General features: G+C 41.8%; 26 protein-coding genes and 1 tRNA gene. 9 read left to right on the forward strand and 18 right to left on the reverse strand.

Annotated features, from left to right (window positions below):
- Positions 1 to 47: 47 nt before the first annotated feature.
- The 5 genes from CRO16_RS15240 to CRO16_RS15260 are packed head-to-tail and all read left to right on the forward strand — an operon-like array spanning position 48 to position 4,893.
- Positions 48 to 347 (forward strand): hypothetical protein, encoded by a 300-nt coding sequence (locus CRO16_RS15240; RefSeq protein WP_097057266.1) that lies wholly within the window; start codon positions 48 to 50, stop codon positions 345 to 347.
- A complete protein-coding gene (gene mutL, locus CRO16_RS15245) occupies positions 348 to 2,198 on the forward strand; it encodes a DNA mismatch repair endonuclease MutL (RefSeq protein WP_097057267.1) in 1,851 nt (616 codons plus the stop codon). It begins immediately after the preceding gene.
- Positions 2,199 to 2,948: a rhomboid family intramembrane serine protease gene (locus CRO16_RS15250; protein WP_097057268.1), complete on the forward strand. Its 750-nt coding sequence runs from the start codon at positions 2,199 to 2,201 to the stop codon at positions 2,946 to 2,948. It begins immediately after the preceding gene.
- A complete protein-coding gene (locus CRO16_RS15255; RefSeq protein WP_097057269.1) occupies positions 2,948 to 3,859 on the forward strand; it encodes a rhomboid family intramembrane serine protease in 912 nt (303 codons plus the stop codon). The genes CRO16_RS15250 and CRO16_RS15255 overlap by 1 nt, the downstream gene beginning before the upstream one ends.
- A complete protein-coding gene (locus tag CRO16_RS15260; RefSeq protein WP_097057270.1) occupies positions 3,859 to 4,893 on the forward strand; it encodes an endonuclease/exonuclease/phosphatase family protein in 1,035 nt (344 codons plus the stop codon). Before CRO16_RS15255 ends, CRO16_RS15260 begins: the two co-directional genes overlap by 1 nt.
- Here the strand turns inward: CRO16_RS15260 and CRO16_RS15265 are convergent.
- The 13 genes from CRO16_RS15265 to CRO16_RS15325 form a co-directional block, all read right to left on the reverse strand.
- The gene (locus tag CRO16_RS15265; RefSeq protein WP_097057271.1) at positions 4,876 to 5,514 is read right to left on the reverse strand and encodes a WbqC family protein; all 639 of its coding nucleotides are present in this window, start codon (positions 5,512 to 5,514) and stop codon (positions 4,876 to 4,878) included. The two genes, CRO16_RS15260 and CRO16_RS15265, sit on opposite strands and share 18 nt — an antisense overlap.
- Before the next feature lie 8 nt (positions 5,515 to 5,522).
- Entirely contained in the window at positions 5,523 to 7,091 is a 1,569-nt protein-coding gene (gene lepB / locus CRO16_RS15270; protein ID WP_097057272.1) for a signal peptidase I, read from the reverse strand.
- Positions 7,092 to 7,135: 44 nt separating this feature from the next.
- Entirely contained in the window at positions 7,136 to 7,831 is a 696-nt protein-coding gene (gene dapB / locus CRO16_RS15275; RefSeq protein ID WP_097057273.1) for a 4-hydroxy-tetrahydrodipicolinate reductase, read from the reverse strand.
- Entirely contained in the window at positions 7,831 to 8,406 is a 576-nt protein-coding gene (locus CRO16_RS15280; RefSeq protein WP_097057311.1) for a DUF5683 domain-containing protein, read from the reverse strand. Before CRO16_RS15280 ends, dapB begins: the two co-directional genes overlap by 1 nt.
- Complete coding sequence (locus tag CRO16_RS15285) at positions 8,402 to 9,307, reverse strand: ParB/RepB/Spo0J family partition protein (RefSeq protein ID WP_097057274.1); 906 nt, start codon at positions 9,305 to 9,307, stop codon at positions 8,402 to 8,404. The genes CRO16_RS15280 and CRO16_RS15285 overlap by 5 nt, the downstream gene beginning before the upstream one ends.
- Before the next feature lie 6 nt (positions 9,308 to 9,313).
- Positions 9,314 to 10,078: a ParA family protein gene (locus CRO16_RS15290; RefSeq protein WP_097057275.1), complete on the reverse strand. Its 765-nt coding sequence runs from the start codon at positions 10,076 to 10,078 to the stop codon at positions 9,314 to 9,316.
- 173 nt (positions 10,079 to 10,251) lie between these two features.
- Entirely contained in the window at positions 10,252 to 11,133 is an 882-nt protein-coding gene (locus CRO16_RS15295) for an SDR family oxidoreductase (RefSeq protein WP_097057276.1), read from the reverse strand.
- 607 nt (positions 11,134 to 11,740) lie between these two features.
- Positions 11,741 to 13,816, reverse strand: a complete 2,076-nt coding sequence (gene scpA / locus CRO16_RS15300; protein ID WP_097057277.1) for a methylmalonyl-CoA mutase — start codon at positions 13,814 to 13,816, stop codon at positions 11,741 to 11,743.
- A 3-nt stretch (positions 13,817 to 13,819) separates the two neighbouring features.
- Positions 13,820 to 15,211: a methylmalonyl-CoA mutase subunit beta gene (locus CRO16_RS15305; RefSeq protein ID WP_097057312.1), complete on the reverse strand. Its 1,392-nt coding sequence runs from the start codon at positions 15,209 to 15,211 to the stop codon at positions 13,820 to 13,822.
- A 43-nt stretch (positions 15,212 to 15,254) separates the two neighbouring features.
- The gene (locus tag CRO16_RS15310; RefSeq protein ID WP_097057278.1) at positions 15,255 to 15,572 is read right to left on the reverse strand and encodes an FtsB family cell division protein; all 318 of its coding nucleotides are present in this window, start codon (positions 15,570 to 15,572) and stop codon (positions 15,255 to 15,257) included.
- Between the two features lie 18 nt (positions 15,573 to 15,590).
- Positions 15,591 to 16,199: a uridine kinase gene (gene udk, locus CRO16_RS15315; protein ID WP_097057279.1), complete on the reverse strand. Its 609-nt coding sequence runs from the start codon at positions 16,197 to 16,199 to the stop codon at positions 15,591 to 15,593.
- Between the two features lie 50 nt (positions 16,200 to 16,249).
- On the reverse strand, positions 16,250 to 16,684 hold the full coding sequence (locus tag CRO16_RS15320; RefSeq protein ID WP_097057280.1) for a c-type cytochrome: 435 nt from the start codon (positions 16,682 to 16,684) through the stop codon (positions 16,250 to 16,252).
- 2 nt (positions 16,685 to 16,686) lie between these two features.
- Positions 16,687 to 17,865 carry a PQQ-dependent sugar dehydrogenase gene (locus CRO16_RS15325; RefSeq protein WP_097057313.1) on the reverse strand — a complete coding sequence of 393 codons (1,179 nt, stop codon included), beginning with the start codon at positions 17,863 to 17,865 and terminating at the stop codon, positions 16,687 to 16,689.
- 228 nt (positions 17,866 to 18,093) lie between these two features.
- Here CRO16_RS15325 and CRO16_RS15330 point away from each other — a divergent pair.
- Both CRO16_RS15330 and CRO16_RS15340 read left to right on the forward strand, forming a co-directional pair.
- Positions 18,094 to 18,168, forward strand: a tRNA-Pro gene (locus tag CRO16_RS15330).
- Between the two features lie 828 nt (positions 18,169 to 18,996).
- Positions 18,997 to 20,091: a sensor histidine kinase gene (locus tag CRO16_RS15340; protein ID WP_097057282.1), complete on the forward strand. Its 1,095-nt coding sequence runs from the start codon at positions 18,997 to 18,999 to the stop codon at positions 20,089 to 20,091.
- Between the two features lie 330 nt (positions 20,092 to 20,421).
- Here CRO16_RS15340 and CRO16_RS15345 read toward each other — a convergent pair whose 3' ends face one another.
- Positions 20,422 to 20,763 (reverse strand): hypothetical protein, encoded by a 342-nt coding sequence (locus CRO16_RS15345; protein WP_097057283.1) that lies wholly within the window; start codon positions 20,761 to 20,763, stop codon positions 20,422 to 20,424.
- Between the two features lie 193 nt (positions 20,764 to 20,956).
- Positions 20,957 to 21,682, reverse strand: coding sequence for a 5'/3'-nucleotidase SurE (gene surE, locus CRO16_RS15350; RefSeq protein WP_097057284.1), 726 nt, complete (start codon positions 21,680 to 21,682; stop codon positions 20,957 to 20,959).
- Between the two features lie 136 nt (positions 21,683 to 21,818).
- On the opposite strand from surE, the gene CRO16_RS15355 reads away from it, so the two are divergent.
- Entirely contained in the window at positions 21,819 to 22,721 is a 903-nt protein-coding gene (locus CRO16_RS15355; protein WP_097057285.1) for a diacylglycerol/lipid kinase family protein, read from the forward strand.
- A gap of 101 nt (positions 22,722 to 22,822) precedes the next feature.
- A complete protein-coding gene (locus CRO16_RS15360; RefSeq protein ID WP_218839745.1) occupies positions 22,823 to 23,482 on the forward strand; it encodes a c-type cytochrome in 660 nt (219 codons plus the stop codon).
- A gap of 83 nt (positions 23,483 to 23,565) precedes the next feature.
- On the opposite strand, the gene CRO16_RS15365 is transcribed toward CRO16_RS15360, so the two are convergent.
- From CRO16_RS15365 to CRO16_RS15375, 3 genes are read right to left on the reverse strand one after another with little or no spacing between them, the layout of a single operon-like run.
- A complete protein-coding gene (locus CRO16_RS15365) occupies positions 23,566 to 23,883 on the reverse strand; it encodes a hypothetical protein (RefSeq protein ID WP_097057286.1) in 318 nt (105 codons plus the stop codon).
- A gap of 5 nt (positions 23,884 to 23,888) precedes the next feature.
- Complete coding sequence (locus CRO16_RS15370; protein ID WP_097057287.1) at positions 23,889 to 25,316, reverse strand: NADH-quinone oxidoreductase subunit N; 1,428 nt, start codon at positions 25,314 to 25,316, stop codon at positions 23,889 to 23,891.
- A gap of 16 nt (positions 25,317 to 25,332) precedes the next feature.
- Positions 25,333 to 26,820 (reverse strand): complex I subunit 4 family protein, encoded by a 1,488-nt coding sequence (locus CRO16_RS15375; protein ID WP_097057288.1) that lies wholly within the window; start codon positions 26,818 to 26,820, stop codon positions 25,333 to 25,335.
- Positions 26,821 to 26,824: the final 4 nt, after the last annotated feature.

Genomic DNA, 26,824 nt, shown 5'->3' on the forward strand with positions numbered 1-26,824 from the left:
CTTGAGCATTTTAAGTAAATTTGAAATTCCGGTAATAAAGAATTGTAATGCTTAAACTCAACATCTTTCAGCCTAAAAAGAAAAACAACAGGTATAATTATACCCCACGTTACTATAAAGGCAAAGACACCGGAAATATGTACAATTTCGATTCGAAATTCAACAAATACCGGGAAGCAACCAACGCAATTGATTTTGGCAGCCAATGGAAGCAGGCACGTGAAAGCAGCCGCAACCGTGGCAATCGTGAGATCAACCGCACAGTGCTGGTGATCATAGCTATCCTGGTGCTAATATTCTTGTGGATCATCGACTTTGATCTCTCCATCTTTAGCAATCCCTATTAAATGACAGATGTTATTCATCTCTTACCAGACCATGTCGCCAATCAAATCGCAGCAGGGGAGGTGGTGCAGAGGCCGGCTTCCGTAATTAAGGAACTGCTGGAGAATTCTATTGATGCAGGTGGCACAAATATTAAGATATTAGTAAAAGAAGCAGGAAAGACCCTTATCCAGGTGACCGATAATGGAAAGGGGATGAGTGTAACTGATGCCCGCTTATGTTTTGAGCGGCATGCAACCTCCAAGATCAATTCGGCCGAAGACCTTTTCAGTTTAAAAACAAAAGGTTTCCGGGGGGAAGCGCTTGCATCTATTGCAGCTATCGCCCATGTGGAGCTTAAGACCAGGCAGGAAGATGATGAAGTAGGTACCTGCATCAGGATCGAAGGCAGTGAAGTGGTGTCACAGGAAGTTTGTGTTACCCCGCAAGGGAGCACGATCTGTGTAAAGAATCTTTTCTATAACATTCCTGCGCGCCGTAATTTCTTAAAAAGTGACACTGTAGAACTGCGTCACATCATCGATGAATTTCAGAGAGTAGCTTTAGCACATCCAATTATTCAGTTTTCACTATACCACAACGGGAGCGAATTATTTCAGCTTCCCGAAGCTAATTTCCGGCAAAGGATAGTCAATATCTTTGGTGGAAAGACCAATGAAAAACTGGTGCCTGTTCAGGAAGAGACAGGCATTGTGAAGATCCACGGTTTTGTTGGAAAACCTGAATTTGCCAAAAAGGGGAGGGGGGAGCAATTCTTTTTTGTTAATGACCGGTTCATTAAAAGTCCGTATTTAAATCATGCAGTTACCGCTGCTTTTGAAGGTCTGTTAAGGGATGGTGTTTATCCCAGTTATTTCCTGTTCTTACAGGTAGACCCAAAAAGTATTGATATCAATATCCACCCCACCAAAACCGAAATAAAATTTGATGATGAACACGCACTATATACCATTTTGCGAAGTTCCATCAAGCATAGCCTTGGACAATTTAATGTAGCTCCCGTTCTGGATTTTGACCGGGATGCTACCCTGGATACTCCTTATGAATTTTCTAATAAAGCTGTGACCCCGCCTAAAGTGGAGGTGGATCACAATTTCAATCCTTTTAGAAATGAGGGTTCCGGAAAATCCGGTTTTTCGTACCCGAGGGAAAGGAGCAACAGCGGGAGCTGGGAAAGCCTTTACACTGGCCTTGGCGGCAATGGGCAGGAAAAAATCTCCGGATTTGAACAGGTGGAGTTTGAAAGTGAGGAGGTAACGGGGAATTTGTTCGGTAGTTCCGATTCGGGCGAAAGCAGCACCACCTTTCAGCTTAACAGGAAATATATCATCAGCACCCTTAAAAGCGGAATCCTGGTAATAGATCAGCATAGGGCCCATACAAGGATCCTGTATGAAGAATTGCTAAAGAACATTACTATTACTTCGGCCGTGAGTCAACAATTATTATTTCCGCTATTGCTTCAGTTTTCAAAGCATGAGATTGAACTACTAAAAGAGATCAAGGATTCCCTCGAACAAACCGGTTTTATATTTTCAGAGATCAGGAAAGATTCCGTGGAGATCTCAGGCATTCCTACTCTTATTTCAGAAAGTGAAGTGGCTATTCTGCTGGAGCAATTGTTGAGTGACCTGGAAAATGAAGTGCCCGGAACCGGCTTTTCACAGATCGATACGCTTTCAAAATCTCTTGCAAAAGGCATGGCAGTAAAATCTGGCACTATATTGAATTCAGCCGAACAACAAAATATTGTTAATAGTTTATTTGCCTGCAAGGAAACCACTTTATCTCCAAATAATAAACCTATTTTTACTACCTTAACTGTAGAAGAATTGGATAAAAAGTTCATGTAAATGGGAAGAATGACTGAAACCGTTAAGGTTCTTTTGATCATTAATGTTATTGTCTATATAGGGAGCCAGGTTTTAGGAAATCAAGCCTACCAGTTATTTTCACTGTGGTTCGTGGAGAACGAAAATTTTGGATTTTGGCAGGTGATCACGCATATGTTCATGCATGATCCTAACAGTATCTTTCACATTCTGTTCAACATGTATGCACTTTGGGCCTTTGGAAGCCCAATTGAACAGGTGCTGGGAAAGAACAGATTCCTGTTTTTCTATTTTTCGGCAGGGATAGGGGCTGCGATCATACACAGCCTGGTGAATTATTACCATTTCCAAAGCGGCTACAGCGAATTGCTGGAAGCGGGAATGACCCCCGGGGCGATTCAGAGCTTATTGGAAACAGGGCAGTATAACACTGCAATTTTAAATACAGTCTCGCAGGATATGCTGCGCGAATTCTTTGCATCCTATAATACACCTGCGGTAGGTGCATCGGGTGCAATATACGGGATCCTGGTAGCGTTTGGGATGTTGTTTCCCAATGTGGAGTTGTTCCTGTTGTTCGTTCCGGTGCCAATAAAGGCAAAATATTTTATACCGGCATTAATTGCAATTGACCTTTTTTCAGGGTTCACGGGATATTCTATATTTGGAGGAGGAATTGCTCATTTTGCACACGTAGGGGGAGCATTGTTTGGTTTCATCATGATGTGGTACTGGAAGAAAAATCAGTTTAATCAAAACCGCTGGGATTAATGAGGGGTAATAACAGGATAAGGTCCAAGATTCAAATGGCTACGGTTAGCGAAAAGTTGATCGCCGTGAATGTGGCTGTCTTTATCCTGATCTTCTTTTTTAAAACTCTTGCTTTTCTATTTAGCTTAAACTCAGATTTCCTGCTTGAGTGGCTGGTGTTTCCAAAGGAACTTGGAGAATTTATATTCAAACCCTGGTCTATCATCACCTATGCTTTTTTGCATAGCGGCATATGGCACCTTCTTTCGAACATGTTGATCCTTTATTTTTCCGGGGTTTATTTTTTGAACTATTTCTCTCCAAAAAAGCTGCTGAATTTCTACTTTTTGGGAGCCATATTTGGGGCCCTTGTTTATATGGCCAGTTATAATCTTTTTCCGGCCTTTCAGGGAACCGGCAGGTCATATCTTCTTGGAGCCTCGGCAGCGGTAATGTCTATACTTGTGGGAATCGCCACTCATATTCCACATATGAGGGTAAGACTAATCCTCCTTGGCAGTATCAAATTGTGGTGGATCGCTGCATTCCTGGTGGTCGTGGATATCATCCAAATCCCCATTTCCAATCCCGGAGGACATCTGGCCCATTTGGGAGGTGCAGCTTTTGGGTATTTGTACGCTAAGCAACTGGGGAGAGGAAACAACATCGCCAGTGGATTTGAAAAATTTCTTGACTGGTTTGGAGCTTTGTTTTCTTCCAGTCCTGCACCTCAAAAAAGGAGTAATTTAAAGACTGTTCATAAAAGAAAAAGCAGTCCCGGTACCCCTGCAGGAATTAATACCCGGGACCGGAATAAGAAAGAACAGCAGGAAAAGATCGATGCTATTCTTGACAAAATAAGTAAAAGCGGGTATGACAGCCTTACCAAACAGGAAAAGGATTATTTATTCAACGCGGGAAAAGAAGATTGATGAAAGGTCTCCACTGGTTTGATAAATTTCTGTTCTTCCTGAACATCCTGGCTGCACTGGTACTGCTTTTTTCCTATCTGTTGCCCTACATACCTCCCAGTACTTTTGCCTTGCTCTCTGTCTTTAGTTTAGGGGTGCCTTTGCTTATTGTGGTCAATGTCATTTTTTTGTTATTCTGGCTCTTCAGATTAAGAATACAGGCTTTACTGTCACTAATTGTTTTGTTGATCGGTTTTAATCATGTCACTTCAGTATATGAGATCTCTTCGGGAGAAGAAGAAATGCAGGGGGATAATGTGCTAAAAGTACTTACTTATAATGTGCGACAGTTCAACCAATACGGCTGGGCAGAAGACCGGGATATTCCGCAAAAGATTTCAGAATTCATTAAAGAACAGGATGCCGATGTGGTTGCCATGCAGGAATACTACAACGGCGAACTCAATATTGCCCGGAGTTTTCCACATAAATACATAAAACTGAAAGACAAAAATGCTGAGTTTGGCCTGGCAATTTTCTCCAAATATCCCATTATTGCAACAGGATCTCTTGATTTTCCAACCCAGAGTAACAATAATGCTATTTATGCTGATATCTTTAAAGGGGGAGACACCATTAGAGTGATCAATGTGCACCTGCAGTCTTTTGGGATTAAACCCAATTTAAACAATATCGAAAAACAGCATACCAAGCGGGTATTTCTGGGAATGGGTCAGACCTTTGTAAGGCAGGAACGACAAATGGACCTGGTGCGTGACCTGATTAAGAATACCGACCATCAATCAATTGTCCTGGGTGATTTCAATAATACCGCCTATTCCTATGTCTACCGGGAGTTAAAGGCTCTTGGACTCAATGACGCCTATAAGGAAGCGGGCAATGGCTTCGGAAAGACCTTTGAGATCAAATACCTTCCCCTGCGTATAGATTTTATCCTCCCTCAGGATACTATGGAAATTCTGTCTTTTGAAAATTATGAAATCCCTTATTCAGACCATTTTCCTATTACGGCAAGTTTAAGGATCGGGAAGTAAAACTTTTTGGTTTTTAAGGTAATTTATTGCGTTGGGGCCTTCATTGAAAAGCAAATCCACAATACTAAGGTCATTTAAAAACCCGAATTTTTCCTGAAACACCTGCGTATAGGGTTCTATAATTACCGGTTTCGAATTTTTTGCATTGATCAAACTTCGACCATTGACCATGCCTTCAGGATTTAAAAAATATTCTGTCGTTTTCTCAAAGTTGATCTCTACCTGGAGACTTTCCTGTGCCAGTTCAAAACATTTGTAATTAAAGTCGATCAGAAATTCGAAATTTTCGTCATAAAGCGGCTTGAAATCATCCTCATAAAATTCAAAGAAAGGCGAGGTGCGATATACGGTTTCCAGAGATCTCCAATGCTGTTTTTGCCATGGGAAATCATTTTCTATCCTTACATCCCGGTATTTTTGGTGATTGGATTTATTGCCGGTGTGCCTTATAGGAACGTTGAGAGATAACTTTCCGTTAGCTCCGTAAATATACATGCGGTTACGGTAGGTTTGTTTTTGATAATTATCTTCATTTTCAAAAACTACTTTTTCCGCCTTGATCATAGCCGCATATTGAGAAACAGGTCCAAAATATGCAGGATGTAACAGCAACTTGTGCATCAAAAATGCTATTTTTTAGGTTTCTTTTTTCTGAAGAAGCTATATCCAAAAACACCTACAAGGATTACCAAAAAGTACGGAAAATAGGATACCGGGTCTCCCTGTCCTCCTACAGTAGTGAACATTCGGTCCCATCTTATTTTGCTTAATCCTGAAGCATGTGGGTCTAAGCTAAGCCATATAAAAACAGGTTTTCCCACAATATGATTTTCAGCGACAAAGCCCCAGTAGCGGCTATCCTCACTGTTATGGCGGTTATCTCCCATCATAAAGTAGTAATCCTGTTGGAAAGTATAGGAATCTATGGGCTGCCCGTTCAATAGCACCTGATTCCCTTTTACGGAGAGATTCTGTTCTCTTCCCATTTCCAAGCCTTCATAGAACTCAATGATGAGCCTGTATAGGGCCATAGTTTCGGGTGTAATTTCTACAGTTGCTCCCTTCTTCGGCACGTAGACCGGTCCAAAATTGTCCCTGTTCCAATTCACCCTGTTGTTATTGGGGAAAATAGTAGCCTCTTTTTCTCCTTTGGGAGTGATGATCCTTTCAATGGATGCTACATTCGGATGATTCTTTAACCTTTGAAAATTTTCTTCGGTAAGCGACTGTATATAGAATTGGTTGGTATTGGGATCATGATAAAAAGCGTCGGTAATATCATACATGCGGTAAAGTGTGTATGGATCAAATCCCTGGCCCTTTGTGGTTCCTGTATAGGAGTACTGAGGTTTAGCTCTTTCAGGTAACTGAAGCGGTTGATCATTAACAAAGATCTTGCCGTCGATGATCTCCAGAGAGTCTCCGGGAATACCTACCGCTCTTTTTACATAATTGGATTTTTTGTCGATAGGTTTGTCATAACGTATTCCAGATCTATCTCTAAATTTCCTTACTGTATCAATGGGCCAATTAAAAACCACTATATCATTGCGGCTAACATTCTGGAACCCCGGAATTCTAAAGTATGGAATGCCCGGCTTATTGAGGTAAGATTTAATACCTATTCCCGGAATGGTATCATGAACCATGGGAAAAGCTATAGGAGTGATGGGAGTCCTTGCGCCATAATGGAACTTGCTTACAAAAAGAAAATCTCCTACCAACAACGTTTTTTCAAGAGAGGAGGTTGGTATGGTAAAAGGCTGCATCACATAAGTATGTACAATGGTAGCGGCAACTATGGCAAAAAGAATAGAGCTTATCCACTCTCCGGCAGCACTGCCCGGATGAAGACTTCTGTCCTCCCTGTGTTTTACCTCGGCAACATAGTTTAGATAGTAGATGTATAATCCGCAGGTAACCACTGCCAAAATAGTGTCTGTGGTTGAAGTGCGGCCAAAGCTTCTTACCGTTTCCACCCATACCACCGGGAACATGATAAGGTTCACAATGGGTATGAACAGGAGGATCACCCACCACCATGGGCGGTTGATGATTTTCATTAAAATAACCGCGTTATAAATGGGAATAGCAGCTTCCCAGGCCTTACGTCCTGCTTTTTGATATAATCTCCAGGTTCCGAGGAAATGAATGAGCTGAACGAGAAGAACAAACAGGATCCAGTTTGTAAATGTCATGATGTAATTTGTTTATAAGTATGTGCTGCTGCTCAATTGTTACATTAGAACAGCACATCCTTCATACTAAATATTCCTTTTTTATGCTGAAGCCATTCTGCTGCAACTATTGCTCCCAGGGCAAAACCATCCCTGGAATGAGCTATGTGTTCTATTTTTATAGTGTCCACCGGAGAGTCATAGGAAATGATGTGTGTCCCGGGAACATTTTCAATCCTTTTAGCTGTAATACGCAATTCATCTTCGGCTACGGCATCCAGTTTCCATGCTTTTTTTTCTGAAGTTTCAAGGATCTGTTCAGCAAGGGTGATCGCAGTTCCGCTTGGAGCATCTAATTTTTGAGTGTGATGGATCTCTTCTATCCCTACTTTATATTCCGGAAAATTCTTCATCATCTGCGCCAGCTGCTTGTTAAGCTCAAAAAACAAGGTTACACCAAGGCTGAAGTTTGAGGCGTAAATAAAAGCGGAATTGTTTTCTTCACAGATTTTTACAGCATCGTCATATTGCTGGAGCCATCCTGTGGTGCCCGAAACTACCGGGATTTGTTGCCTGAAACAGGTGGTGATATTATTAAAAGCAGCATCAGGTACACTAAAATCTATTGCCACATCGGCTTTTTGGAGGTCGTATTTTTCTATATCGTCGGTGATCCTAAAGATGATCTCATGGCCACGTCCTTCGGCTAATCTTTCTATGGTTTTGCCCATTTTTCCGTAACCTAAAAGAGCTATTTTCATTAAAAATTAAAATTTAAGGTAAGTCCATAGCCGGCAGTGCCACTAAATCTGTCATAGTCAAGGCTGGGCCTTAGCGAAAGATCTTCGCTCACATTAAATTGTTGCAGGTGGGCATCCACGTTGGCATCAATAATATTAAGAGCGTATAAACCAACAGTGACAAGAACAGAAATTTCCTTGTTTCTCTGGTAGAATCGCTGAGCTTCAATTAAAGCATTGGTAGAAACGATAGGTTGCCCGTTTTCATTGCTGAATTCATCATCAGTTTTTCCTGCTATCCGGCTTTTATAAGCACTTCGGTAGCGGTCATACTGCCTGTCATTTTCCCTGTAGAAATAAACGCCCACTCCCAAAGCGGTGTAAACAATTGGAATTTTCCAGTACTTACCATTGTATGCCTGTCCCAATCCCGGAAGTACCGCAGAATAAAAAGCCGCACGGGCAGGAGATAGAGGGTCGTATGGCCGGTAAGCGGGTTCTTGTACAACTTCATCGGCTGCTATTGCCAGGGTATCTTCCTGTGCAGTAAGTTGCAGGGTAAAAAGGAGAAGTAGGGGTAGTATGAAAGATCTAATCTTCACCCTGAATTATTTTTTTCAGGCGGTTAAGATCATCTTCAGATTTAAACGGGATAATGAGTTTGCCATTTCCTTTTTTTGTCACCTTTACATCTACTTTTGCTCCAAGCCTATCAGAAAATTCTTTGATGCTTTTCTTGATATCTCTCGATACAGCAGGAGCAGATCCGGCAGATTTTTTTTCGGGCTTTCCTTCCTGCAGTTCTCTCACCAACTTCTCTGTGTCTCTAACAGACAGGGAATTAGCCAGGATCTTTTCATATATCTCAAGCTGTACCTGTGGATCTTCAACATTGATAAGCGCCCGTCCATGACCCATACTAAGAAAACCATCCCGCATCCCCGTTTGAATAATGGGATCCAGCTTTAATAATCTTAAATAATTGGCGATTGTTGACCTGTTTTTCCCTACGCGCTCACTTAGCTGCTCCTGGGTAAGGTTGATCTCATCAATAAGTCTTTGGTAGGAAAGAGAGATTTCAATAGGGTCAAGATCCTGTCTCTGGATATTTTCCACCAGGGCCATTTCCAAAGATTCCTGATCGTTGGCAATTCGAATATAGGCCGGAATGGTTTCCAAACCTACAAGTTTAGAAGCTCTGAACCTGCGTTCTCCCGAAACCAGCTGGTACTTGTTGTAATCCAGCTTCCTTACCGTTATCGGCTGGATCACGCCCAGTTCTCTAATTGAAGAAGCCAACTCTCTTAGCGACTCTTCATTAAAACTGGTTCGCGGTTGAAAAGGATTTACTTCTATGGCATTCAGCTCCAATTCTACAATATGCCCAACCAGCTTATCTGCATTCTTATCTTCGGCCGATTTGATGTCGTTCTGCGGATCTTTCAGCAGTGCCGAAAGCCCTCGTCCCAATGCCTGTTTCTTCGTCGCCTTAGCCATCTTCTTCTATGAATTTTTCTTTATGATCTCGTGTGCCAGGCTTAGATAATTGCTTGCGCCCTTACTACCGGCATCGTAATTTATAATACTCTCCCCGTAACTGGGGGCTTCACTTAAACGCACATTACGCTGAATGATTGTCTTGAACACCATCTCATCAAAATGCTTTTGTACCTCTTCCACTACCTGATTTGACAGGCGTAGGCGCGAATCATACATGGTGAGCAACAAACCTTCAATATCCAGTTTGTCATTATGAATTTTCTGAACGCTTTTAATAGTATTTAAAAGTTTCCCGAGGCCTTCAAGCGCAAAATACTCACACTGGATAGGAATAATCACAGAGTCGGCAGCAGTTAACGCATTTAAGGTAAGCAGTCCCAGGGACGGGGCACAGTCAATGATCACATAATCATATTTTTCCCGCAGGTGTCCAATGGCTTTTTTAAGCATGTATTCCCGCTCTTCCTGGTCCACGAGTTCTATTTCGATAGCAACAAGGTCAATATGGGCAGGAATAATATCCAGGTTGGGAGATTCAGTTTTTAAAATTGCTTCTTCAGCTTTTATAGAATGCTCCAGCAACTGATAGGTGCCTAACTCCACACTTTCAACATCTATCCCAAGTCCCGAAGTAGCATTCGCCTGCGGATCGGCATCGATAAGCAAAACTTTTTTTTCAAGCACCCCTAATGATGCTGCCAGGTTAACCGAAGTTGTAGTTTTACCTACTCCTCCTTTTTGATTTGCAACGGCAATGATCTTACCCATTCAATTATTTTGAATTTAAAGGGTAAAAATACAATTTATTATAGGTTTACGAAAGGTAATTTGTTAACAGGTTCTTAGCAGGTTCACATAGAAAAGACCCTTCAAAAATGCTATTTCTGAAGGGCCTTAAAAAGGTGATTTTCAGCTGAAAAATTTCAGCGGGACTTAAAAGATTAATTACTTTTTTTCGATTTGATCATTGCCTCCAGCTGGTCCCACATTTCCTCCGGAATGGCTTCCAAAAGATTGAATTGCCCGGCACCTTTTAGCCACTCTCCTCCATCGATAGTGATTACCTCCCCGTTTATGTAAGCCGAAAAATCTGAAACCAGGTAAGCCGCCAAATTTGCCAGTTCCTGATGCTCTCCCACCCTCTTTAAAGGCACTTTTTTGGCCAGATCAAATTTCTCTTTAAGATCTCCCGGAAGCAACCTGTCCCATGCTCCTTTGGTTGGGAAAGGACCGGGAGCGATCGCATTCATCCTGATGCCGTATTTTGCCCATTCCACGGCAAGCGAACGGGTCATGGCCAGCACTCCGGCTTTTGCAGTTGCACTTGGGACGACATAGGCAGAACCGGTCCAGGCATAGGTGGTTACGATGTTTAGCACAGTTTTATTTTGCTCTTTTTTATCTATCCAGTGTTTACCAAAAGCCAGGGTGCAGTTTTTACTCCCTTTGAGTACAATGTCAATAATGGTATCAAATGCGTTGGCACTAAGGCGCTCGGTTGGAGAAATGAAATTTCCGGCTGCGTTATTCAGAAGGATGTCCACCGGCCCAAATGCTTCCACGGTTTGCTGCAACATATTTTCCACCTGGTCATAATGCCTTACATCACACTGCAGGGCCAAACAGGTGCCTCCTGTTTCAGTCTCTAATTCCCGTGCAGTATTCTCCAGTTTTTCCAGATTTCTGGAAGTAATTGCCACTTTAGCTCCTAACTCCAAAAAGTATTTTGTCATTGCCTTTCCCAGTCCGCTTCCGCCTCCCGTGACCACAATATTTTTTCCTTTTAATGCATCGTCCCGTAACATTTTTTGTGTGTAGTTCATATGTTGTTTCCTTAAAAATATTAGGAATGATCCTTAATATTGGTTGAGTTTTTTTTAAAGCCTTAGAAAAAGGACAAATTTTAAATTATTCTTTTGAGACCTAAGATATAACCCTTTAATTTTTTTTCATATGAAAAGCATCAATTCTTTACATATTTTAATGCGGATTGTTTCAACTTTTATTTTTTCTTATCGTCTTTTCGGGCTGTAAAATTAGAGCCGATGAAAAAGAAACCCGGTCTGCCTAAGAGATCGGGGTAACCCGAGGTTCCAGGACCTACGGCTGAGAGAGCTGCAAAGAGGAGTAGCAGCGGTGCTTATCTACATCTATAACAACTGCTAACGATAGAACAGAAGTCACAGAAGAATTGTCCAGGCTCAGAGAAGATCCAATTAGCAATGATCAATTAACAATGATCAATTAACAATGATCAATTAACAATGATCAATTAACAAGGATTGATCGAAAGGGAGCAATCATCAGATTATGTAGGTTGATGCTTTTTTAATTGATTAAACCAAGAATAGACTTGTTTTTCTCACGGCTTGTGCAGATTTTTAAACTTTAAACTTTAAACTTTAAACCTTAAACCTTAAACCTTAAACATTATTCTATGAGTATTTCCAGCAGTTGGATTGCAGCTTCGCTGATCTTTGTTCCGGGACCAAAAACTGCTACTGCACCGGCATCGAACAGGAACTGATAATCCTGTGAAGGAATTACTCCGCCCACGATCACCATAATATCTTCCCGCCCTTGTTTCTTTAGTTCTTCAATTACCTGAGGTACGAGAGTCTTGTGACCCGCAGCCAGCGAGGATACTCCCAGGATGTGAACGTCATTTTCTACAGCCTGTTTGGCTGCTTCTGCCGGAGTCTGGAACAGTGGACCTATATCCACGTCAAAACCAACATCGGCATAGCCAGTGGCTACAACTTTTGCTCCCCTGTCATGTCCATCCTGGCCCATTTTGGCCACCATAATGCGTGGGCGGCGGCCTTCCTGTTCCGCGAATTTGTTCGCTAGTTCTCTTGCTTTTTTAAAGGAAGAGTCGTCTTTTATCTCTTTTGAATACACCCCGCTAAAAGATTGAATTTTTGCTTTATACCTTCCAAAAACTTCTTCGAGAGCATCACTTATCTCCCCTAAAGTCGCTCGTTTTCTTGCCGCATCTACAGCTAAAGCTAATAGATTTCCTTCACCCGATCGCGCTGCATCGGTAAGATTCTTTAATGCTGAAGTCACTTCTGCCGAATTTCTTTCGGCTTTCAACTGTTCAAGGCGTTCAACCTGTTGTCGGCGCACAGTTTGGTTATCAACTTCCAGCGTGACGATAGGATCTTCTTTTTCTCTACGGTATTTATTGACTCCTACAATAATGTCCTGCCCACTGTCGATTCGGGCCTGCTTCATAGCCGCAGCTTCTTCAATGCGCAGTTTAGGAATTCCGGCTTCGATTGCCTTAGTCATCCCGCCCAGTTCTTCTACCTCTTCGATAAGCTTCCATGCCTTAAGGGCGATCTCATCTGTCAGGGCTTCAACAAAATAGCTGCCGGCCCATGGGTCTACGGTTCTGGTGATCTGGGTTTCCTGCTGCAAATGCAACTGGGTATTTCTTGCAATACGTGCAGAAAAATCGGTGGGCAAAGCAATGGCTTCATCCAGGGCATTTGTATGTAAACTTTGCGTGCCTCCAAAAGCCGCAGCTGCAGCTTCGATACAGGTTCGCGCCACATTATTGAAAGGATCTTGTTCAGTAAGACTCCAGCCGCTTGTTTGGCAGTGGGTGCGAAGGGCAAGAGATTTTTCGTTCTTGGGATTGAACTGTTTTACCAGCTTTGCCCAGAGTGCTCTTGCAGCTCTCAATTTTGCGATCTCAGTAAAGTGGTCAAGACCAATGGCCCAAAAGAAGGAAAGTCTGGGGGCGAAGCTGTCAATGTCCATTCCCGCTTCCAAACCTTTACGTATGTATTCCAGCCCGTCTGCAAGGGTATAAGCCAGTTCAATTTCACTGGTAGCACCTGCTTCCTGCATGTGATATCCTGAGATGCTAATGCTGTTAAAGCGCGGCATGTGCTTCGAAGAATACTCAAAGATGTCTGATATGATCTTAATGGAAGGAGTAGGTGGGTAGATATAAGTATTCCGCACCATGAATTCCTTTAAAATGTCATTTTGGATGGTTCCTGAAAGTTGTTCAGGCTTAACTCCCTGTTCTTCGGCGGCAACAATGTAAAAAGCCAGGATGGGTAGTACGGCCCCATTCATGGTCATAGATACCGACATCTTGTCCAGAGGGATCTGGTCGAAGAGGATCTTCATATCTTCTACCGAATCTATGGCAACTCCTGCTTTTCCAACATCTCCTACAACCCGTTCATGATCACTATCGTAGCCACGGTGCGTAGGCAGATCAAAAGCGACCGAAAGTCCTTTTTGACCGGCGGCAAGATTGCGGCGGTAAAATGCATTACTTTCTTCGGCAGTTGAAAATCCGGCGTATTGGCGAATGGTCCAGGGCCGGGAAACATACATGGTGCTGTAAGGGCCCCGGAGGTAAGGTGGTATCCCCGCAGCGAATTTTAGATGGGGCAGATCTTGAAAAGCATAGGAATTTTCAGGTCTTTCTGAATTCTCTGCTGTTGTTTTCAGCTCTAAATGCTGAAGATCCTTTCTGCCCATAATTTAGTTTTCGCTGTTAATTTCGTTCTCCTTCTTAAGTCTTTCCTGTTCTGTTTTTTCTGATAATCGTTTTTCAATTATCGGCTGAAGCAGGGTTTTTCTTGGTTTGTGTTTTACAAAAGGATAAAGCTCCAATTCCTCCTTCATCTTATCCTGGGGGTTTGGATATTTATTGGTGCCAATGAGCACCAGTTTGCCTTCATCAAATTCTTCCTGTTCCTTTTGAGCACTTTCGGCAATTTTTTTCTGAATGATTCCCTCTTTTAGCTGAGTGATAAATCCGCCGCCTTTTTCAATGGTTTTAAAAATATCCAGCGCTTTATCAGTCATTTCGTGGGTAAGGGTTTCAATATAGTAGCTGCCTTCAGCAGGGTTAGCAACTTTTTCAAAATAGCTTTCGTGTTTCAGCACCAGCAACTGATTTCGAGCGATACGGCTTCCGAAGCTATTATTCTTGTGGTAAATAGCATCATATGCCATGTTGCAAACGCTGTCAACCCCCCCCAGTACTGCACTCATACTTTCTGTAGTCGTGCGAAGTAAGTTGACATTGAAATCATAAAGCGTCTTATTACGACGGGTGGGTTGTGCCAGGATATTACACTCTCCCACAAAATCATATTCAGACTTCAGCGTGGTATAGAGCAGCCGCAAGGCCCGAACCTTTGCGATCTCAAAAAAGTAATTGGGCCCTACAGAAATAAGGAACTGAAAATTTACCTTTTTTGATACCCCTGTTTCTGAAATGTGGTGGAAATACTCGTTGACATGTCCCAGGGCATAAGCCAGTTGCTGCGGAATATTTGCCCCTGCATTTTGATACAGAGAGGTATCAACTGAAATAAATGACTCCAGATTTTTACATTTTTGTAGGAGGGTATTCAATACCTTATGATCCTGTTTTTGGTCCTTATGCCAATTGCCGCTACGGGCGAGGTTACCAATAATGTCAAACTGAAGAAAAACTTTTGAGCCGGGTTCAACTGAGTCGTTTAGCTTTAGGAAATATGCTTCGGAAGCAAATTCCGGCTTCAGGTAAACAGCAATTTCGGTGAGATTTAGGTCCTTTAGCAGGATCCCAGGATCTATTTCTTCAGAAGGAATGATGAACCAAATACTTTCTGCTCCTTTTTCAAGGGCTTCATGTGCTTTTTTGTTGGCTCTTTCCGCAGAAGCGGCATAGATCTGTTCAGTAATATTCCATTTTAGAGGGTTATTGACCTGTACAGGTTCGGGAGATTCATCAGGGTGATAAAAAGGCTTTACATTGATCCCATCGAGAGATTTCCAGACCAGAGTTTCATTATAATCGGCCCCTTTTAGTTCGTATTGGATCTTTTGCTTCCATTGTTTAGCCGATACTTCTTCAAATTCTGTGAATAAATTCGTGCTCATTTTCATTAAAAATTAAGGGTCTCTAAAATGACATTCTTAGCACCTATTCTTCGGCCTCCTTATATTCAATAATAAAGATCTCCTCATTATCCCGTTTCATAAAATATTCCCGGCGGGCAAATTTTTCGAGCTCCAGGGAATCGTTAAGATTTTCCATGATCGCCTTATCGTGAGAGATCTCGTTGAGGTAGTACTTTTTATTTTTCTCCAGGTCATTGATCTCAAGATCAAGTTCCCGGTGAATAAGCCAGGAGTTACTATCCAAAAAGAGCATCCAGAAAACAAAGGCCACCAGGACAAGCAAATATTTGTTGCTGGCTATGCGAAACCATTTATTGCTTAGGATCTCTTTCATCTTCATAGCCCGAAATATACAAAATTAGAGTAAACGTTGACGAATAATGGTGCGAACAATATCAACAGCTACAGTGTTATAGCGATTTGTAGGAATTATAATATCTGCAAATTCTTTGGTAGGTTCAATGAATTGCTGATGCATGGGTTTTAAGGTGTTTTGATAACGGTTAAGCACCTCTTCAAGGTCACGGCCTCTTTCTGCGATATCACGCTTTAGGCGGCGTATCAACCTTTCATCGCTATCGGCATGTACGTAGATCTTGATATCGAACATTTCCCGAATGTCTGCATGTGTGAGGATAAGGATCCCTTCCACAATAATAACTTTGCGGGGTTCAATGGTGATGGTCTGGGCCGTGCGATTGTGTTCTTTAAAGGAATATACAGGCTGCTGAATTGTCTTGCCGGCCTTTAGATCTTTTAAATGAGAAACCAGAAGGTCAAAGTCTATGGATTTTGGATGATCAAAATTGATCTTTGTTCGTTCCTCATAGGTGAGGTGGCTGGTATCCTGGTAATATGAATCCTGAGAAATGACATCTACTTCTTCATTTTTTAATTCCTCAATGATTTGATTAACAACAGTGGTTTTTCCACTTCCGGTACCCCCGGCAATTCCAATGATCAGCATATTCAAATTTTCGGCAAAGGTAATTATTTACCAAGTTGTAAAATCTGGTTTTATTTTTCTATAGCTGCTACCTCTTCTTCGGTCACCTGATCTTCATTATTGTTTTCCCAGGAATTATTGATGTAGTTCATCACATCTGCGACTTCACGGTCACTTAATCCCAAAGCGGGCATTAAATTGTCATATTTTTCTCCGTTCACCTTAATAGGACCACGCAATCCAAACTTAATAGCACGAATTGCTTCTTTTTGTTTATTAGCCAGCCAATCTGATTGATTAAGGGGAGGGAAAACACCTTTGATGCCTTCGCCGCCAGAAAGATGACAGGAGGCGCAGAAATTATTGTAAAGTCCTGCGCCTCTGTCTATACTTTCTTTGAATTCAGGAGATCGTGGTGTCCTGGTAAGCTTTTGATCTGCTTGTTGCTTTGTGTCTTTACATCCCAGGTTGATCACCAGTAAAAAAGTCCATAAAACTTTGTTCATGTTTATTGCTTCGGAAGTATTTTTACAATTCCTTTTCCTTCTACAGAAACATAGATATGCCCGTCAGGTGACTGTACAACATCACGTACGCGGCCAATATTCTCCAGGATCTTTTCCCTTGCAGTAACTTTTTTCCCGTCAAGGGTAAGATGCTCTACATACTGGAATTTTAAGGAACCTACCAAAATATCTCCTTTGAGGTCGGGATATTTATCTGAAGTTACATGTGCAAAACCACTTGGGGCAATTGACGGAACCCAATAGTAAATAGGATCTTCAAAATCTGGTCCCGAAGTCTCGTCAGTAAAAGAAGTGCCATCGTAATTGATGCCGTAACTTACCAATGGCCATCCATAGTTAGCACCTTTTTTAACTACATTAATTTCGTCACCACCCTGTGGTCCATGCTCATGTACCCAAATCTCATTGGTGTCTGAATTGAAGATCATCCCCTGCGGATTTCTATGACCATATGAAAATACAGCTTCCTTAGCGCCAGATACTCCTACATAAGGATTATCCTGCGGAATACTGCCGTCTAAATTCAGCCTGTACACTTTTCCTCCATCTCGTGTAAGATCCTGCGGATTCACATCCCGGTCTCCACGATCTCCAATACTGAAGTAAAGATGACCTTCATTGTCAAAATCTATTCGGGATCCAAAATGTTGTCCACGGGTAGAATTCGGGACTGCTTTATATAAAACTTCTTTATTTGTAAGCTGGTTGTTTTCAAGTTTGGCGCGCATTAATTCTGTGTTTCCGCCTTCACCTTCTCCTGCAGATGAAGCGTATGTGAAATAGATCCAGCCGTCACTCTGATAATTAGGGCTAAGGGCAACATCTAAGAATCCGCCTTGTCCCCGGTTATACACCTCGGGAGCTCCCTGTACCTGTTGTTTCTGGCCATTTTTAAAATGGATCAATTCTCCACTTTTTTCGGTGATCAACATGCTGCCATCGGGAAGGAAATCCATTCCCCATGCAATGTCAAGGCCGGGCACTACTACCTCATACTCATATTCGGCAGTAGTAAGTTGTTCTTCGGGAATAGTAACTACTGAAATTTTCTGAACAGTATCATTTTCAGGAGTAGTTTCTGTCTCCTGGGCTTTTGTATTTCCGTTTTCACCACATGCGAAAAGACCAAGGCTAAGGGAAAGAAGGAATATTTTTTTCATTTTTAAGAAGTTGAAGTTGATCAAGATTAATGCAAACCCAAAGATAACAAGAAAATGGAGAAGATGAATAGAGGTGGAATCAAGAGATTTTATTAAGTATGTAATACGCCAGATATATTAAAAGAAATATTATATTTGCAGCCGCTAAGAGGATTCAAGATTCAGAATTTAAGATTCAAATTGGAATTTGAAATTTGCTTATTGAGTTTTATCAGCGCAAGCTGATCTCGGGGTGTAGCGTAGCCCGGTTATCGCGCCTGCTTTGGGAGCAGGAGGCCGCAGGTTCGAATCCTGCCACCCCGACGAATAAAGCCTTGCCTTTTTGATGCGAGGCTTTTTTTATGCTATTATTAGATAAAGAAGGTCGCAGGTTCCCCCGACACTTCGGGGCTGCCACCCCGACGAATAAAGCCTTGCCTTTTTGATGCGAGGCTTTTTTTATGCTATTATTAGATAAAGAAGGTCGCAGGTTCCCCCGACACTTCGGGGCTGCCACCCCGACAAATAAAGCCTTGCATTTTTGATGCGAGGCTTTTTTAATGGTATTATTAGATAAAGAAGGCCGCAAATTCCCCCTACACTTCGGGGCTGCCAACCCGACAAATAAAGCCTTTCATTTTTCTTGCGAGGTTTTTTCTATAGTATTATTAGATAAAGAAGGCCGCAGGTTCCCCGACACTTCGGGGCTGCCATCCCGACAAAATAAAGCCTTTCATTTTTGATGAGAGGCTTTTTCTATAGTATTATTAAATAAAGAAGGCCGCAGGTTCCCCCGACACTTCGGGGCTGCCACCCCGACAAATAAAGCCTTGCATTTTTGATGCGAGGCTTTTTTTAATGGTATTATTAGATAAAGAAGGCCGCAGGTTCCCCCGACACTTCGGGGCTGCCACCCCGACAAATAAAGCCTTGCATTTTTGATGCGAGGCTTTTTTTAATGGTATTATTAGATAAAGAAGGCCGCAGGTTCCCCTGGAAACTTCTAAAAATAAAGGGGGAGAACTTTTTCAACATCGCTCCGCATGTTCTCCTCTTGCTTTCTTCCCCCTTAGTTTTGCCTCACATCTTTAGCGGTATAATTTGTTTATTTTGTGATATAATGTTAAATAATAAGATCTTATTTTTGTGCCTATGGCTGAGACTCCCAGAAATGATGCCCGACAATTACGGCAACTTAATTTCGACCTTGCAAATTATTTTTCCAATACAGTAATTCCGCAGCTGTTTGTTGATGCCGATCTCATTTTGAGGATCTTCACTCCACCAGCAATGAAACAATTTTCTTTAACATATGATCATGTGGGTAGCCATATCTCAGATATTAAGGATAACCTCCGTTATCCCCATGTTGTTGAAGATATTCGTGAGGTAATTGATAATCCAAGTGATTCTTTGGAAAAAGAAGTGCAGACCACAGACGGCTACTGGTATCAGATGAACATTGTTCCTTATATTGAACACGAGGAGGATGTCATTAACGGAGTTATTATCACTTTTACAGATGTTACAAAGAGATTGCTTGCTTTGAGAGAATCGGAAAAATTGAATTCTCAGTACGAGATCCTCATGTTTGCCTTAGCACATGATATAAGACAACCTCTCTCAACAATCTCCTTAGTTGCTGATGGATTAAAGATGGTTTCTTCACAGGACGGTTCTAGACAGTTCGGCAAATGGGCCGACACCCTCCGAAAATCTTCAAGAAGTCTAGAAACTTTGATTGAAGACTTTACTGCCGGTAAGGTAGAGGAGAGGGCAGAATCTTCCGAAGAAATGAAGCTGAACATTAAAGATATCTGCGAAGATATACTTCTCGCCCTTAAATTGGAGATTAGGAAAAAAAATATAAAAGTAACAACGGATCTAAAGGTAGCAGAGATAACTTTTCCCAGGAGCAGTCTAAGAAGTGTAATCTATAATCTTATCCATAATGCGGTCAAATTTAACGATCCTGAAAAAGCTTCAGAGATAAATATAGCCACAGAGGAAATAGGAGATTTTGTGATCCTGTGTGTGCAGGATAATGGATTGGGTATATCACGTGAAGATCAGAGACTTGTGTTCAAAAAATCTTCAAGATTACATAATGATATAAAAGGTACCGGAATGGGGCTTTATGTTATTAAACAAATGATTGAAGATAATGATGGCCGAATTAAGCTAGAGAGTGATAAAGGAGAAGGAAGCACCTTTAAGGTCTTCTTTAAAAATCACAAAACAGCATAATCAGATAAAATTATCTTATAACTTTTTATATAGAATAGTACTTTTAAAATGCAAAAAATACCCTTCTAAAGGTCACCTAATCGCTTACCTGGAGGATAGGGAAAAGAGAAAGGTTCTGAATTTACTGGCATGACGGGACAAGCAAATTAAACCTGCCACCCCTACAAAATAAAAATCTGCACTTTTGTGCAGGTTTTTTTGTTTTAATTGAAGCCAACGCTTGCTCTTAAACCGAAGGGCTGGCAAAAAAATCTGTGCAGGCGTGTCAGTACCTGTGCGTAGGATTTCAAATTCGGACTGATTTTGAACTTTACTTTTTGAAAAATAGTTCTATAGTTTTACCCAACTTGTATTGTCCTCTGCTCTAAGCAGTGTCCTCTCATTTTTGACGATAAATGAAAAATTCATTTTCCTGTCTTTATCAAAGAAAAGATCAATCTTTTCGCCACTGATTTTGTAATCTACTCTGTATATTATATCACCTATTCCGAGATCTGCTTGAGAATTTCCGATAAATTGAATATATTCAGTACAATCAAATCCCTCACAATCTGTATTTTCCTGATTAAATCTACCATTCATTTCAACAAAGTCAGTATTATCTTTTGAACAAGATGATACTATAACAATAGTTATTAAAAAATTAATAACTTTAAATATTCTTTTTAGCATAACAAGGATTTTTAATGAAAGGAGCTTCTACTTGTATGAGTAAAAAAACTTATAAAGGTTGCGTAACAAGTAAAATGAAATTAAATAAATCCAGTGAACATCCTCTTATTCTTTGTTTATTATTAATGATAAAGTGCTCTTAATCCCGCTTTGAAAGTGCAAAATTTACCTGGATATTTATTCGGAAAGTTTTCTATGATCTTTTCCCTTCCAGGATCTTTTTATTGGTTAAGTCCAGGATCATCGGAGTAATGCTGGTTTTTCCGTTTTTCACTGCCCACCGGTCTGTACCTTCTTCGACCTCTTCAATAGGAAAAACGGTGAACCAATAGTGGTCTCTTCCCATCGGGTCCTGTTGCTGAATGACTTTACCATCATAGTGACGTATAGACTGGCAGGTCCAAACTATATCTCCTTCGGGTTGCCGCGGAAAATTGATATTTAAAAGTTCCATTTCATGTTCCTTAACTGTATCCTGTAAGGCAGCTTTTACAAAAGGTTCCAAAGCTTCAAAATCGGGTTCATCTTCCCCTACAGAGACACTTAAAGCAATTCCTCGTATACCGAAAAGAACAGCTTGCCGGGCAGCCGAAAGGGTTCCGGAATGCCATGCTGAATTTCCCAGATTTGAACCAATATTTATTCCGGAAAGCACAAGATCTATATCATCAAAAAGGTGGATCCCCAGGGCTACACAATCGGCAGGAGTTCCGCTTACGCGGTAAGCTTCCATGCCTTCGAAGTGAATGGGAGATTTTTTATAAGTAATAGGTTTTGCAGAAGTTATGGCTTGTCCCATGGAAGATTGTTCCACATCGGGCGCCATGACAATTACTTCACCATATTCAGCTGCACATTTGGCAAGGCAGGAAAGTCCGGGGCTGTATATTCCGTCATCATTGGTCACTAATATCTTCATAACAAATATTTTTAATCTGGTTCTTAAAGTAAAATACAAAACTTTGAATTAATTGTAAACGTTGGAATTATAAGTCTGTGTTAAGAAGCACCCAGAAGTGTTTTTTGCTGCTTATTTTTATTAAAAACCAAGTGAAATGAGAAAAGCAGTTCTGGTTCATAATCCCACAGCAGGATCCGGCGAACACAGTAAAAAGAGCCTGATTAAAAAAATTGAATCGGCTGGGTACGAAGTAAAGTATTTCTCTACTGACCTGCCGGGATGGGAGCGATTTACCAAAGAAAAAGTTCATGTCATTTTTGTTGCCGGGGGTGATGGGACGGTTCAAAAGCTGGTGGCAGCTCTGCTAAATGAGGATGATCAAATTAAAAAGGTTCCTGTGCAAATACTACCTATGGGAACAGCCAATAATATCGCCGCTACGCTTAATTTGGATGCTCCTGTAGAGAAGCTGGTAGAATATCAAAATACGGTAGGATTTGATGTGGGCAAAGTAAAAGGGGCCGGTGAACCCGATTTTTTTATAGAGGCACTCGGTTTCGGAATTTTCCCGCGGCTGGTCAAAATAATGAAGGAAAAAGAAGAAGAGGATGGGGAGTTAGATCCTGAGGTCGAACTGAAGAAATCTTTGCAGGAGCTGCTAAAAACCGTAAGAAGTTATGCCGCAGGTGAAGCTATTATTATTGCAGACGAAGAGGAGATAACCGGTAAGTTTCTCCTTATTGAGCTCATGAACATAAAATTTATAGGCCCTCATTTTGAACTTGCTCCCGGTGCCAATACCGGTGATGGCAATTTTGAACTTATTGCCGTTCCCGAAGATGCGAGGGAAGATCTTGCCCAATACATTGAGGATCTTATGGAAAATCGTAAGAAAAGACCTCTGGAAGATTTTGCTTTCTTAAAAAAGGTCAAGGAAGTTCGTATCAAATGGATGGGAGAAGATATGCACGTAGATGATGAAAGAATTGAGGGAAAACGAGGAGAGGAGATAACTGCAATCAATAGTCAGGCGGTTTTTGAATTTCGTATTCCTTAGGTGATCATGTTGTTTTCATCTGATTTAATTGATTTTTAACGTTTTTACCTAAAATGAATCCTTTTTTTGAAGAGATTTGTGTGTTATAAACAATTCTCATTATGGTAAAAATTAATTTAAAACAATCGTACAGCCGGCTGTTAATGGGAATAGCCGGATGGTTTCTACCCGGGCTGTTAATGCTACTTTCTTTGTTTCTTAGCAGTTGCCAGGAAAAGAATTATGCCAAAGTATCCGAAGAGCCAACGGTTGTCGAAGTATCCCACGATCAAAAGGTTAAAAGAGGAGAATATCTTGTTACTACAATTGGTTGTGCAGACTGTCATTCTCCTAAGAAGTTTGGAGAAAGAGGGCCTGAAGAGGTTGCAGGATTGCTACTTTCAGGTTATCAGCAGGGGCAGGAGCTTCCCGCAGTTGACATGGCTAATCTTCCACCTGGTTTTATAGCAATGAGCGGAGATCTTACTGCTGCTTACGGACCCTGGGGAACTTCTTTTGCAGCAAATATTACTTCTCATGAAACCGGGATTGGTAACTGGAGCCTGGAACAGTTCAAAACAGCTATGCAAAAAGGAAAGTACAAAGGAATTGAGAATGCCAGAGATTTGTTACCTCCAATGCCCTGGTTCAACTTTGCTCATCTTACAGATGAGGACCTGGAGGCCATGTACGTTTACCTGCAGAGTACCAAACCCGTAGAAAACGTGGTGCCTGCACCCATTCCACCGGGCGCCAAACCGGCATCTATCTCAGGATTATAAACTGGTATTCAAAAAAAGGCCCTGCAACTTGCAGGGCCCGGCCGTTTCCGGCCAACCTAAACTTAAACAAAAATCAACTGAACCTATTTCCAGTATTGCGGTTTGGTGTCTTCGGTAAGCTGCTTCCAATATCCCGGCGTTACCTTACGACCGTCAAATGTTTTTAATTTTCTTTCGAAAACCCCAATCACAGGGTTAAATGTAATATCGGTTACTCCTATTGTATATAACTGAGGTTCTTCAGGAGTTTTTTTCTTTTCCTCCTCAATGATAACCTGAAATCCATTGTGTTCTAATAGCCTTGTCAGAAACTCCTTCCGTTCTTCATCAATTTTCTTTTCAATGAAGCTCACTCTTGTTTCTCCAATGCTTCCGAAGCTATGCTTTCCATCTAATGCCATAAGACCTAATTTAAGAATGTACTTAACTGATATATGTAATCGTACAAGGGGCTGTATAAACCAAGGGCAAGAATCCCTATCACTGTAATTAAAAGCCCGAGTCGCATGTATAATCTATTCTCAAAAAAGGGAATTGGTGCTTCTCCTTTTCTAACAAACATTGCTCTAATCACCAGGAGGTAATAGTAGAGGGAGATGGTGACGTTAACCACAGCAAGGAAAACGAGCAGGTAATAACCTTCGCTTGCCGCTGCCGTAAAGAGGAAGAATTTTCCGAAAAATCCTGCAACAGGAGGGATACCTGCCAACGAGAAAAGTGCCAGCATCATTACAAGGCTTAATTTCGGATTTGTGCGGTAAAGACCCTCATAATCTTTCATATTCTCTTTCCCGGTTTGGGTGGATATAGCCTGCACCACTCCAAAGGCTGCCAGATTCGAGAAGATGTAAATGGTAACGAAATATACCACTGTGGCTGTTCCCAATTGGGTGCCGGTCATTAGACCCAACAGTATAAAACCTGCCTGGGCAATAGAGGAGTAGGCGAGGAAACGCTTCATATTCTCCTGCCGTAAGGCGAAAATATTCCCGATGAACATCGTAGCCACGGCCAGTAAGTAAAGCATAGGTTCCCAGATGTACATTAAAGGCTTCAGCACAGTAAACAGAAGGATCATTAGGATGAATGCTGCAGCACCTTTGGAAATTACTGATAAATAGGATGCCACTCCAATTGGAGCTCCCTCGTAAACATCGGCAGTCCAAAAGTGGAAGGGCACGAGGGAAATCTTAAACGCCAGTCCGGCGAAAAAGAGTATAAATCCAAGGATTGTCAGGTTTTCCGCTGTCAGGGTGGTTAAAATGTCATCAAAATAGATGGAGCCGTTGGTGGCATAAAGCATGGTGATCCCAAAAAGAGACACGCCTGAAGCCAGAGCTGCCGAAAGTATGAATTTAATTCCCGCCTCGCCCGATTCTCTCTTGATGATCTCAAAGGCGGCAAGTGCAGCGACCGGAAGGGTGGAAAGCTCCATTCCTATAAAGAACATAAGAAAATCTCCGGCAGAGATCATGAAGTACATTCCCAGAAGGGAGGCGAACAACAGGATGAAAAATTCTGTGCCCCTTTCCTGGCTTAGCATATTTTTTTCGAGCCATTCCGCCGACTGAAGTAAAAGAGTGAAAACACCAATATTCAGGATACCCTTGAAAAAGTGGATCATGTCATTACTCCTGAACATGCCTCCAAACAGAAAACTCTCAGCCAGGGGCAGGAAGCCTACAGCAGTATGAATTCCGAAGAAAAGCAAAGCCAGGTGGAGAATACTACTCTTTTTATGATCGGGGATGGCGATCTCGGCAATGATAAGCAGCAGGATGATCGCCAGTAGGGAGATCTCGTGCCGCATTAGTAAAAAACTACTCAGTTCCATTTTCTATTCTTTTAATTTATAGCACTCCCTGAATGAAAGGCTGAAGGCTTTCCATGATTAGGTTACTTATCCATAATGGAGCTATACCAATTCCTACAATGGGGATCAACAATAGCATAATTCCGGTTTTCTCATACCAGGTGGTTCCTTCCAGATTGTTATAAGCTTCATTTTTTACCGTTCCCATAAGCATGATCCCAACCACCCGAAGCACATAAACGGCCGTGACTACTATGGCGGAGATGGAGACAATGGTAGCGACCCTGTAGAACATGCTGTCCTGCTGAAATGCACCCATAAAGATGTTCATTTCGGCGACGAATCCGCTGAAGCCGGGAAGACCCAGTAAAGCCATTCCGGCAATTACGTATACTACCGAAATAAAAGGGATAACTTTAAGCAAGCCACCCAGTTTTGTAATGTCCCGGGTGTGGGTCCTTCCGTAGATCATCCCAATTAAAGCGAAGAAGAGTGCAGTCATGAATCCGTGAGACAGGGACTGTAAAATAGCACCATTCCAGGCCGTTTTGTTCAGCATAAGCAGTGCAAAAGTCACCATCCCCAGGTGGCTCACAGATGCATAGGCGTTAATATATTTTAGATCGGTTTGACGCAGGGCAGCGAAGGCACCATAGATCACTCCGGTAGCCGAAAGTATGATAAAGAACCAGCTCCATTCCAAAGCTCCGGCAGGAAGCAGGAACATAGCTACTCTGAAAATTCCGTAGCCTCCAAGCTTCATTAAAACTCCGGCGTGTAGCATGGAAACTGCAGTAGGCGCAGAAGCATGTCCGTCAGGTGACCAGGTATGGAATGGAAATAAGGCTCCTAAAATGGCAAATCCTATGAAGGTTAATGGGAAGAACAGCTTCTGGGCTTCAAAAGGAATATTCACTTTAGCAATCTCGAGGATATTAAAAGTTAGCGCTCCTCCATCGGCATTTGAATTAAAGTAGATTCCGAGAATTCCCACCAGGAGGACTGCGGAAGCTCCCATTAACATCAGGGTGAGCTTCATAGCCGAATATTCTTTGTTACCCGAACCCCAGATGCCTATTAGAAGATACATTGGTATTACTGCGATCTCATAGAACACGAACATGGTGAAGAGGTCTATGGAAATAAAGAACCCGTAGACTCCCGTAGCAAGCACGATCAAAGAAATGAAAAATTCCTTAGGCAGCTCTTCCATCTTCCAGGAGATGAAAACTCCGGCGAGAACGATGATGGAAGTAAGCAGGATCAGTGAAACTGAGATCCCGTCCACTCCAATATTATAATGGATGTTGAATTGTTCGAACCAAACCAGGTCGCGGGTGAATAGCATGACCGAGTCATTGACTGCCCTTTCCCTGAAGTAGGCGAACAAAAGATTTATTGCCATTCCCAGCTGGACTAAACCGCCAATCATGGAAATGACCCTTGCCTGTCTAAGATCTTTCGTAAACACCAGCGCCAGGATCACCAGTACCGGAACAACGACAAATAGAGATAGAATATCCATAGCA

The sequence above is a fragment of the Salinimicrobium sediminis genome (genome assembly GCF_900215295.1).
Classification (GTDB): domain Bacteria; phylum Bacteroidota; class Bacteroidia; order Flavobacteriales; family Flavobacteriaceae; genus Salinimicrobium; species Salinimicrobium sediminis.